Source organism: Chitinophaga sp. 01L420, assembly GCF_056399985.1.
Map to the genome: position 1 here is coordinate 60,144 of NZ_JBFTSK010000015.1, position 12,038 is coordinate 72,181.

General features: G+C 45.4%; 5 protein-coding genes. 3 read left to right on the forward strand and 2 right to left on the reverse strand.

All coding sequences use genetic code 11. The annotated features are described in order from the left end of the window. Positions 1 to 15: 15 nt before the first annotated feature. On the reverse strand, positions 16 to 3,324 hold the full coding sequence (locus AC1DP6_RS16370) for a SusC/RagA family TonB-linked outer membrane protein (protein WP_477055788.1): 3,309 nt from the start codon (positions 3,322 to 3,324) through the stop codon (positions 16 to 18). A gap of 187 nt (positions 3,325 to 3,511) precedes the next feature. Further along, entirely contained in the window at positions 3,512 to 4,645 is a 1,134-nt protein-coding gene (locus AC1DP6_RS16375) for a helix-turn-helix domain-containing protein (protein WP_477055789.1), read from the reverse strand. A 304-nt stretch (positions 4,646 to 4,949) separates the two neighbouring features. Here AC1DP6_RS16375 and AC1DP6_RS16380 point away from each other — a divergent pair, with 304 nt between their 5' ends. From AC1DP6_RS16380 to AC1DP6_RS16390, 3 genes are all read left to right on the forward strand, one after another. Further along, complete coding sequence (locus AC1DP6_RS16380) at positions 4,950 to 8,039, forward strand: SusC/RagA family TonB-linked outer membrane protein (RefSeq protein ID WP_477055790.1); 3,090 nt, start codon at positions 4,950 to 4,952, stop codon at positions 8,037 to 8,039. A gap of 39 nt (positions 8,040 to 8,078) precedes the next feature. After that, positions 8,079 to 9,734, forward strand: coding sequence for a RagB/SusD family nutrient uptake outer membrane protein (locus AC1DP6_RS16385; RefSeq protein WP_477055791.1), 1,656 nt, complete (start codon positions 8,079 to 8,081; stop codon positions 9,732 to 9,734). Between the two features lie 92 nt (positions 9,735 to 9,826). Beyond that, positions 9,827 to 12,034: an alpha-galactosidase gene (locus AC1DP6_RS16390; protein ID WP_477055792.1), complete on the forward strand. Its 2,208-nt coding sequence runs from the start codon at positions 9,827 to 9,829 to the stop codon at positions 12,032 to 12,034. Positions 12,035 to 12,038: the final 4 nt, after the last annotated feature.

A 12,038-nucleotide genomic window follows, 5' to 3' on the forward strand; every position in this document is an offset into this window, starting at 1 on the left:
AAATGATTTGAATAATTAGAAACTAAGATTGATGTTGAAGCCCATTCTTCTGGCAGTCATACTTTGTAAGATGCCACCATTGCCCAGTGAACGGTCTGTATCGTTGTAGCCGGAGGCAAACTGGTCAAGGTCTATGTCTTTACGTTTGGCCCAGTACAACAGATTTCTGCCTACCAGTGAAAAAGTAGCTGCTTTGATAAACTTTCCGTTAGCCAGCAATTTTGCAGGGAGACTATATCCAATAGTTACTTCACGCAGTTTCGCAAAGGAGCGGTCGGTCATCCAGTATTCATTCACGTTACCGATACCAGATGAAATGAAGCTTTGTACGGTGGTAGCTTCGTCATTCTTTCCGAATTGGATATCTTTCAGATTTGTGATCTGGCCTCCTGCGTATGCTGGTGTGCCGGAAATGATTTTAACGCCGGGAGCAATATAATGTCTGCCGGGAGCAACAGTGCCATTGTTGGTAGACTGCCAGTCAGCCAAACGGGCAACGCCGAAGTCTCCGTTAGCACTTTCCCAGGCCGTTCCACCGTTCATACCATCTTTGTATACTTCGTCATATATTTTACCGCCAATGCGTCCATCTATCTGGAAGCTGAAAGTGAAGTTGTGGTAAGAGAAACGGTTGCTGAAACCGAAGGTGAAATCGGGGTTAGCATGTCCGAGGAATACGTTGTTATTGATATCGGAAGGAGCTCTCAGTGGTAACCCACCGCTGTATACGACATTGCCGGCTCCGTCGCGTACAAAGCCCGGACCATAAATCGCATCGAGGCGTTCTCCTACTTTGTAGTTATGGTTGTTTAAAGTGATTGTCTTCTCATCGCCGTAGATCTTATTGAGCGTTTCTTTATAAGTAGCATAGTTCAGCGACAGATCCCAGTTGAGTCCTTTGGGATTTCTCAGAGGGCTGGCGTTTAATGCAATTTCAAAACCATTCTTTTTTGAAGTGATAGCATTTACGTTGTGTGCACTGTAACTGGTGGAGGGCGCTACCTGCAGCGCAAAGATCTGGGGTCCGTTCAGGCTGGAAAAATAAGTAAAGTCAACACCCAGGCGGTTGTTGAGTAGTCTCAGGTCCATACCAGCTTCATAAGAGGTGACGCTGAAAGGTTTCAGTGTAGGGTTGCTGATCGTGCTGGAAAAGTCAACTGAAGGCTGGTTATTGTAATAGTTGGCCAGCGTATAAGTCATCTGGTTGGCATAGGTTGGGCCATCGTACGATGTGTACAGATCGGTACCATATCCCAATAAACCACTGTTTGTACTTTTTCCGGTGGATTGTGTGAAGGCAGATGCTACTGTGGGAGAGGTGAGTGCTCCTTTTACATTTGCATAAGAAGCGCGCACTTTCAGCAGGGAGATCGCTCTAGGCAGATCTACATAATCGCTGATCACAGAACTCAGGGAAACGGATGGATAGTAAAACGTGTTATAACCACTAGCCAGTGTAGACACATGATCTACACGTCCTGTATGAGATAAAGTCAGAAAGTTGCCATAGGTAATGTCAAAAGAGTAAAATCCACTGTATACCTGCATTTTGGAGTTCCAGGAATAGGTGGAATACTGCTCTTTGGAGTTTGTAAGTATATAGATATTAGGCACTGCCAATGCTTTGGTAGTAGCCCAGGTAGAGTTGTAGCTGAAGGAACGCATACTGGTACCGGCGAGTGCGGAGATATTGAACTTACCTACCTTTTTATCATAGTTGAGGAGCAGGTCGGTGTTGTTTTCGAACAGGTTACGACGGTCTTCACGATAGTCACCATACCATCCGAAGTAATACCAGGGCGTGTAGGTGTTGAGGTTAGTACCGGCAGGTACCTGTTCTGTTCTTAACTGATTCCAGGTAGTAATCTGTGAGCGGAGACTGAGGTTCAGTGCATCACTGAATTGATACGTGGCTTTTGCATAGGCGTTGATATCTGTTTTATCGTGAGAGCGTAACCATTTTTTGGCGATAAACCAGGCGCTGTTTTCCCGTCCGTATTCCTGTGCATACGGGATCAGGTCGGGAACTCCCTGGGGACCTTTATAGATATCTTTCAGATCATTAATATCATAATCCGCAGAGCCATACACCTGGAACATATAGATATAGGAATTGGGACCGTAGTTTACGTCAGGGATATTAGGTGAAGATTGTTTGTTGATATTGGCGCTGGCTTCAACTTTCAGTTTATCGGTAATTTTATATCCTGCATTGATGGCCAGTGCGTAGGTATGCAGTTTGGTATTGGGGTTCATGCCCTTCTGGTTCATATTAGACAGGGAGATCCTGATATCTGAGCGATCGGTGGTAGTGGAGAGTGACACGTTATTGGTGTTCACCAGTCCTGTTTCCATAAAGTTGTTGAAGTTGTCTTTCCCACGAGCCGTCCAGGGAGTTGCGGTTCTCACATGCGTTAACAGGTCGTATGGACTGTCGTATTGTTTTACCGGCTGGCCTTCGAAGCGTGGTCCCCATTCCGGCAGGCGTTGGCCGTTATCATATAGCTGGTCACCGTAACTGTATTTAAAAGTGGTTCCGCGGCCGTATTCTGTCTGGGTTTTTGGGAGGGCGAGAAATCCTTTTTCCCGCATGGTGCTGCTGTTCACATCTACCTGCCATCCTTTGCTGTTTTTCGTTCCTTTTTTGGTGGTGATGACAATGGCACCGTTAATGCCCCTGAAGCCATACAGTGCTGCGGCATTGGCGCCTTTCAGTACGGTGTAGGACTCTACATCATCGGGGTTGATATTCCAGGTGTCGGAGTTAATAGGTACGCCATCCACTACAAACAGGAGATCTTTGCTGCCCCGGAGTACCATTTCCGGCCGTCCTAACATTTCGGGATTGGCGCCTACGGTGAGACCGGCTACTTTACCTGCCAGTGAGTTGATGGGGTTAGGGTCGCGGGCTTTCACCAGGTCGGCTCCTTTTACTTCCTGTACGGAGTAACCCAGTCTTTTTGTTTCTTTCCGGATGCCCATGGCGGTGACTACTACCTCATCAAGATGTTTGTTATCTTCCTTTAATGTGATATTAAAAGTGGTTTCGCTTCCAGTATTTATCTCCTGAGATAAATAACCTACGTAAGAGAAGGTAAGGAGGGCAGATGAGCCGCTGGTTTTGATGGAAAACTCGCCGCCATCATTGGTGAAGGCACCCCCTGGTTTTCCTTTTTCCCGGATGCTTACGCCTGGAATACCTGTTCCATCGGCTCCGGATACTTTCCCTTTTACTATTCTTTCCTGCGCCATGGCATTGCCTGCGATCAGGATGAGGGACAGCCATAGCGGGATAAATGTCCTGCATAAAGTAGATAAGCTCATTGTCATTTTGGTTTAAGTAATAGTTTGAATGGTATTGGACACAAAAATGAGCAGACGGAAAAACTATTACGACAGCGCCATATGGGAAGGTCGGAAATACGTACGTGCCACATGGTTAGCACGACTACATTTTCTTAGGATGTTTGTAATCAAGTGATTAAGAGAAAAAGTGGATGTTACCTAATTCTTACTGAATTGTTACCGGAATGTTTTCCTGTACTTTTTTGCGATAGCTGGAAGGGGTTTGTCCAGTTATTTTTTTGAAGTAATTGTTGAAAGAAGACTTTGAATTGAACCCACAATCATAAGCGAGTGATAATATATTTATATCCAGCTCCGGGTCTTTTAGTTTTGTCAGCGCCTCTTCGATTCTATATTCATTAATAAAGGTGTAGAAATTTTTTTGGAGGTGTTCATTGAGTAGTTGGGTGATATGATGTTTAGGGATTTTGGCTCTTTCGGAGAGATCTTCCAGCGAGATTTCCGGTTCAAGGTATATTTTACTTTTCTCCATAAAAGCGCGGATGCTGGTTTCATAGGCATCCAGTCTCGCTTCATCCAGTGGGGATTTTTTGTAGTGACGGTCGGGAGTTGCCTCAACAACTGTTGCATCGGCTTTCACCGTTTCCTGGGCCTTTTGGAAAGAGGGCACTGTTTCCATTTTATAGCGAAGAATCAGCACCAGCAATACCAGGAAACAGATATAGGTTAGTATCCATGGATTAAGATCCCACTTACCTGTTTGCGCGTAATAGGAAATAATAAAAAAAAGCCCCAGCAGGATACCGGTGAGGAGAATATGGATAATGGAATCGAGCAGTTTTAGTTTGTGGAGGGTTTGGGGATCATCGTTCCTTTCCCTTTTGTTTAACAGCTGCCAGGATACCAGCGGATAAATGATCAGTGAAACCGAACTGAATAACTGATAGATAAGGGAATAGGTATTAATAAACCCCGGTGAGATAACTCCTTTCAGGTATCCTGCACTGTTAACAAAAAATACAAGGGTAAACAAGGGAAGGGGAGCCATATGCAGCACAATGGTGCGGCGCTTTACCGTATTGGGTGAGAGAAAAAAAAGTGTAGCGAGATAGAGTAGGGGGCCATAGGCTACGCCGAAGCCGCTGGAGTTGTTGTTATATAGGAAGTTATTTTTTAAGACGACCAGCAGTGACAGCTTGATGACCAGGTGTATGAACAGGATGATGAGAAAAGCGTTGAGTGCTTTCTCAAATTTATCTTTTGGTCTCAGGATATTAAACAGATAAAGTGCAACGCCGGTTTGAAAGTTGACGCAGGATAAAAGTATAATGCTGACCATATATCAGGAGAAGTTATTGTGCTAATGTAGGATTACAATGTTAACAGCAGTTTAAGGATTCGATTTATTTATAGTGGTCAATTAGCCTTACCAGTGGTCGCTTTCCCACTGTTACTAAACTGTGAAATTATTTTTTTGGCGGTTTCACTCTTGGAAATTATATTTGTAGTATAGAATAGTATAGTATAGAACAGTATAGTACAGGTCAACTAAAACAAGCACGTTATGAATATTGGAGCACCGCGCCATCCACGATTCATTTTTTCCACCGTTCGTATTCCATTTACGTTTTAAATTTTTGAAAATGATTGCCAGACATTTGGTGAAATGCGTTTTAGCGTTTCTTTCTGCGTTTTGTTTGTGTGTACCTGGATACGCCCAGCAAAAACCGTTTAAAGGGAAAGTCATCAATTCCACAGATAAATCACCGCTACCCTTTATCAATATAGTCGTGAAAGGCACCACCACCGGCACCAAAACGGATGAGGAAGGCAGATTTCTTCTTAGTGCACCAGCCGGTAAAAATACCGTGGTGGTTTCCGGTATCGGCTTCCAACAACAGGAGGTCCTGCTGACAGACGACATTAACATCATCTCCCTGGTATCTACTATAGAAAATCTCAGTGATGTGGTAGTAGTAGGATATGGTACGGCTAAAAAAGCCACTTTAACCGGTTCGGTGACAGCAGTGAAAAGTGCAGAACTCTTAAAAAGTCCGCAACCAAATATTTCGAATTCACTCGTAGGCCGTATGCCCGGACTCATCGCGCCTAACACCAGCGGAGAGCCAGGTTACGATGATGCCCGCCTGCTGATCCGCGGCGTGGCCACCACCGGCAACTCTGCCCCCCTGATAGTAATTGATGGTGTACCCAACGCACTCGGTGGATTTTCCCGGTTAAATCCTAACGACATTGAAAGTATTACTGTGCTGAAAGATGCCTCTGCTGCCATTTATGGCTCCCAGGCAGCAAACGGCGTTATACTCGTCACTACCAAGAAAGGAGAAGCCGGTAAAACAAATTTCAATTTTACCCTCAACCAGGGTTTTATTAAACCTACCCGCTTACCGGAATTTGTAGATGCTTCCACCTATGCAACCATCCTCAATGAAATAGCCTATTATAACAGCCCCACACAAGGCAAAAATCAACGCTATTCCGATGTAGAAATAGAACTGTTCAGAAATGGAAAAGATCCGGTATCCTATCCTAATACAGACTGGGAGAAGGAACTGTTTAAGCCATTGTCTTCACAAACTTCTGCGAATTTATCCTTCTCCGGTGGCAGCGAGAAACTGAATTATTATATCTCCGGCGGCTTCCTGAACCAGGATGGATTGTATCGTAATAGTCCGCTTAACTATAAACAGTATAATATCCGCGCGAACTTTGATATCAACTTCTCGCCTAAATTCAAGGCAACGGTACAGGTGTCTGGTCGCCAGGAAGAAAAAACAGCACTGGCAGGTTTCGGGGCATCTAACGTGTTCGAATTCCTGTATCGTACTTACCCTACACTCCCCGCTTATTATCCGAATGGACTCATGGGTGCCGGCGTGGAAATGGGCAAGAACCCGCTGGCCATGGCACAGCTATCCGGTGCTGATAAAAGACCTATTACCACCGGAAGCGTGATTGGAAAAGCAAGTTACCAGCTGGCGAAAGGATTGTCTTTAGATGGAATGGTATCTATCGACAAACGTTTCGAATTTGATAAACAGCTGGCAAAAAACTGGATTGTATACCAGTATGATAAAGGGGATAAGACCTATGATCCGGTGAAAGGCGGACCGAATAATCCTTCCATGTCTGAAAGCCAGATTAACTATACTCTCCTGAACTCCTTTCTCCGTCTGAGCTATGATAAACACTTTGGCAAACATCAGCTCAGCGCATTTGCGGCCGTACAGCAGTCCAAAACAACATACGAAACTTTTGGCGCCGGCCGTCAGAACTATATCACTACGCAGTTGCCGGAACTGAGCCAGGGTGGTGCTTTACCAACGGATGCCAGTAACTACGGCAGTAGCTATATCATTACCCGCAGAAGTTATTTTGGCCGTATCAGTTATAACTACTCAGAAAAATATTTATTGGATGTACAGTTGCGGGAAGATGGATCTTCCATTTTTGCACCCGGAAAACAATATGGCTTTTTCCCCAGCGCGATGGCCGCATGGCGCATTTCGGAAGAATCCTGGTTTAATAAAAATGTGGTGAACAGCTTAAAGCTCCGTGCTTCCTACGGCTTGCTGGGAAATGAAAACATTGCGCCAGACCAGGCACCAGGTTATCAGTACCTGCAAAACCTGAATCTGCAAACCGGCGTGCTTAGCACCGTGAATAATGCCGGGCAGCCTTATGGCGCCAATATCCCCACTATCTTCTGGGCTAAACTGGCGAACCCCAATATCACCTGGGAAACAGCGAAGAAAGCCAATATTGGTGTGGACTTATCATTGTTAAATCATTTCAATGTAACCGTAGATGTATTTCGTGAAACCAGGGATAACATCCTTGCGGCAAGAAGCTTAAGCATCCCGGGAGTGAGTGGTATCAGCAGCAGCCAGATACCGGACGAAAATATCGGTAAGGTGAGTAACAAGGGTATTGAAGCATCGGTGATGTATGAAACGAAGTTCAATGAAGTGAAATTCAACATTGGCGGTAACTTCAGCTTTATCAAAAATAAAGTCATTTTCCTGGATGAAGCTCCCAGCACTCCCTTTCACCAGAAAGTGGAAGGCCATCCGATCAATGCCGGCTTATACTACCGCAGTATAGGTATCTACAAAGACCAGGCACAAATTGATGCAACACCGCATGCACCTGGCACGCAGCCTGGTGACCTGATCCTGGAAGATTTCGATGGCGATAAAAAAATCACCGCTAACGACCGGGTAAGAGTAGATCAGAACAACATTCCGCAAATCGTATATGGTATCACGTTAGGAGCCTCCTGGAAAAGTTTTGTTGTAAATATTTTGCTGCAGGGACAAGGTAATTCAGCGCAATACCTCCTCTGGGAATCCGGTGAATTTGGTTCCTTCCTGAAAGAGTGGGCAGATAACCGCTGGACGCCTGAAAACACCAATGCTTCCTGGCCACGTGCTGTATCCAGACCTAACTCCAGCAACCTGGGTTCCTACCCCAGCACTTTCTGGAACTGGAATACGTCATTCATCCGTCTTAAGAACGTAGAGATTGGCTACAACCTGCCACCGTCTTTATTATCCAAAGCATCTATTAAAGCGGCGCGTTTCTATCTGAATGGCTTTAACCTGCTCACCTTTACCCGTGTGAAACAAATAGATCCGGAAGGCACCGATGGCAGCGGATATTTTTATCCGCAACAGAAGGTATTTAACGTGGGTGTGAATGTGAATTTTTAAGAGGAGCAACAATTCATTTACTATTTCAATTGCAAAGAAATGACAACGAAACATATAGCACTGATCCTGGCAGCAGCTGGCCTCGCGGCACTGGGAGCATGTAAAAAAGATTTTCTGAATACCACACCTACCAGCATCATCACCGATGCGGCGGTATGGGGCGATTCCTCATTGGCAGAGGCTTACGTAACCGGTAGATATATTGGTGTAGGTGGCAACAATGATGGCGGCAAGCCTGGCTTTGGCAGGGCTTTCGAAGATGCCTGGATGAGTTCTGTGACAGATGAGTCTATGGTGGTATGGGATAACAATACCTGGTTTGTGCAGCAGGGCGCGCTTACGCCTGACAGAACAGGTTGGATCAGTGATACCTGGATCAGAAGTTACCGTAGTATCAGAGAGGTGAACTATGCGTTGGCTAACATCGACAAAGTACCGATGAGCGGTTATGGCAAAGACAGACTGAAAGGAGAATTACGTTTTATCCGTGCTTACCGTTACCAGGACCTGATCCGCAATTTTGGTGATGTGCCGTTGGTGGGAGATCGGGTATACACATTGGAAGATACCAACTTCGATTCGTTGTTTATCCGCAAACCGGTACAGGAATGTATCCAGTATGCTGTGAATGAACTGGATAATGCCGCCACCCTGATGCAGAATAAAAAGTATCCTATTGGTCGTGGTTCCTATGAAGCAGCGCTGGCACTGAAAGCACGCCTGTTGCTATATGCAGCCAGTCCTTTGTATGCTAAAAATGTTGATAACGCCGGCAAATGGACTGCCGCTGCCAATGCTGCACAAGCAGTCATTGCACTGAATAAGTTTTCCCTGTACAACGATTACAAAACATTATTTACGATCAGTGGTACTTCGGAAGATATTTTTGAACGCGTATATTCTCCTACCAATGAACACACCAACCTGGAGCTGGTAAATGGCCCTAACGGCTATGGTGGCTGGGGTGGTAATACACCGATGCAAAACCTGGTAGATGATTATGAGATGAAAGATGGTACCCGTTTCGACTGGAATAATGCCACCCAAAAGGCGAAGCCGTACGAAAACAGGGATCCGCGTTTTTATGCCAGCATCTTGTATAATGGTGCACCTTACAGAACCCGTAACGTGGAGACATTTTTGCCTGGTGGTAAAGACAGTAAAGATGGTAATGGTAACTGGAATACCAGTCCTACCGGTTATTATGTAAGAAAATATATCAATGAAAGTAATCCGGTAGAAAATCCTAACCAGACGGCCTATCAGCCCTGGAAATATTTAAGGTATGCAGAAGTGCTGCTCAACTTTGCGGAAGCAAAGAACGAAGCCGCAGGGCCGGTAGATAGTGTGTATAAGGCGGTGAACAGTATCCGTCTCAGAGCAGGTATGCCGGAATTGCCGGGGGGACTTTCCAAAGCCGATATGCGTACCCGCATCCGTAATGAACGCCGTATAGAGCTGGCCTTTGAAGAACACCGTTACTATGATGTACGCAGGTGGATGATTGCCGGTGTAACAGAGAAGGTACCTATTTATGGTATCCGTCCTACCAAACAAGCAGATGGGTCTGTTACCTACAGCATCATCACTGCTCTGGCCCGTAATTTTGATCCGGMAAAAAATTACTGGGCGCCTATTCCTCAATCGGAAATTAATGCCTCCGGTAAAAAACTCCGTCAGAATGACGGGTATTAATATTTCTTAAAACGCAGTACGGATAGCGGGCTACCGTTATCCGTACTGCTCATAATACTTGTAGCTATCGTTTAAATAAAAGGTTTTTGTTCATGAGGCGATTCATCCATGTAAGACATAGTATCTGGTTATTTGTTATTGGCTGTTGCGGATATGCCACCGCACAGGATTCCAGGCCAATGATTATACCCGTGGAATCAAAGCAAAACGCAGTGGTTCTACAGGTAGATGCAAAAGGACAACTGTCGACCATCTACTTCGGCACTAAATTATCCAACAGCGCCACGTATCAGCAAATCCCTGCTACTTACCAGCAAACAGTGGATTATTCCGAAGTAGCCAATGCCGCGTATACTGCCGCCGGTTCAAAAAATCTTTTCGAACCAGCGATTGCGGTGGTCCATGCCGATGGTAACAATGGGCTGGATCTGCGGTATGTAAGTCATAAAACAATTTCCCGTGGCCCGGATGTGGAAGAAACCAGCATTTTGCTAAAGGACCCCTTGTATCCTTTTGAAGTAACGCTGCATTACAAAGTGTATAAAGCAGCAGATGTAATAGAACAATGGTCGGTGATCAGACACACGGAAAAAGGTAATGTGACCCTGCAGAAATTTGCGTCTGCAAATCTGTATTTAAAAGCATCCCGTTACTGGCTGAAGCAATATCACGGCGACTGGGTCCAGGAAATGCAACCAGAAGAATCCCAGCTGACGCATGGTATTAAAACATTGGATTCTAAACTGGGTACCCGTGCTAATTTATTTCAGCCATCGGTATTTATGATTTCGCTGGATCAACCGGCTACAGAAGACCATGGCAGCGTGTTGTATGGTTCCGTGGAGTGGAGCGGTAATTTCAGGGTAGATCTTGAGCTGGACAACCTGGATAACCTGCGTATCATCGCCGGCATCAATAATTATGCATCTCCCTATATACTACCCGCTAACACAGCATTTGAAACACCGCCTTTCCTGTATACCTTTTCTAACAACGGAAAAGGAGATGCCAGCCGTAAGCTGCAACGCTGGGCCAGGAACTATAAAATACCGGATGGAAAAGGAGAGCGGCTCACCTTATTGAATAACTGGGAAGCCACTTATTTTGATTTTGACGAAGCAAAACTGAAAGGCTTATTAAAAGATACCAAAGAGCTGGGGGTAGATCTTTTCCTGCTAGATGACGGCTGGTTTGGTAATAAATTTCCCCGCAACAGTGATCATGCAGCGCTGGGCGACTGGCAAGAGAACCGCAAAAAGCTTCCCAACGGTATCGCGGCACTGGATAGTATGGCACAACGCAATGGGGTGAAATTTGGCATATGGATAGAGCCGGAAATGGTGAGTCCGCAAAGTGAACTGAACGCGAAGCATCCGGATTGGGTGTTAAGGCAACCCGGTCGGGAGGAGCATTATTTCCGCCATCAACTGGTGCTGGATTTAAGCAACCCTAAAGTACAGGACTTTGTTTTTGAGATCGTGGATTCGCTGTTTATCAAAGCGCCGAAATTGTCTTATATCAAATGGGATTGCAACGCTGTTATTTATAATGCCTGGTCTGCTTACCAGGGGAAGCAGTCTTCCCAGCTGTATGTAGAGTACGTAAGAGGACTGTATAAAGTGCTGGCGAGGATACGCGCCAAATATCCTACTGTGCCGATGATGCTTTGCTCAGGCGGTGGCGGCCGGGTGGATTACGGGGCCTTACAATATTTTACAGAATACTGGCCGAGTGATAACACTGATCCGCTGGAACGGATTTTTATTCAATGGGAAAATTCTTATTTCTATCCGGCTATTGCCAGTGCCAATCATGTGACTGACTGGGGTAAACAACCGATTAAGTATCGGGTAGATGTAGCCATGATGGGCAAGCTGGGCTTTGATATTGTGGTGAAGGATTTAAAAGAAAAGGAGCGGATCTTTTGTCAGGAAGCTATATCCAACTATACTGTTTTGAAAGATGTGATCTGGCACGGTGATCAATACCGCCTCGCAGATCCGCACGAGGGCAGCGTGGCCGCTGTGATGTACCTGGATGAAAAACAAAGCAGCGGCGTGATGTTCAACTACCTGGTGAATTACCGCTACGGGGAAGGCAGTAAATTACCTATCCGGCTGAAAGGACTGGATACTGCGAAGAAATACCGGTTAAAAGAGATCAATCTTTATCCGGGAGAAGTTTCCACTATTCCAGATAATGTTACTTTTGCGGGAGATTTTTTAATGACCATTGGATTTAATCCACAACTGAACCTTAAAAGGACCAGTGTGGTGATCCAGATTAACGAAGCACCCTAAACCA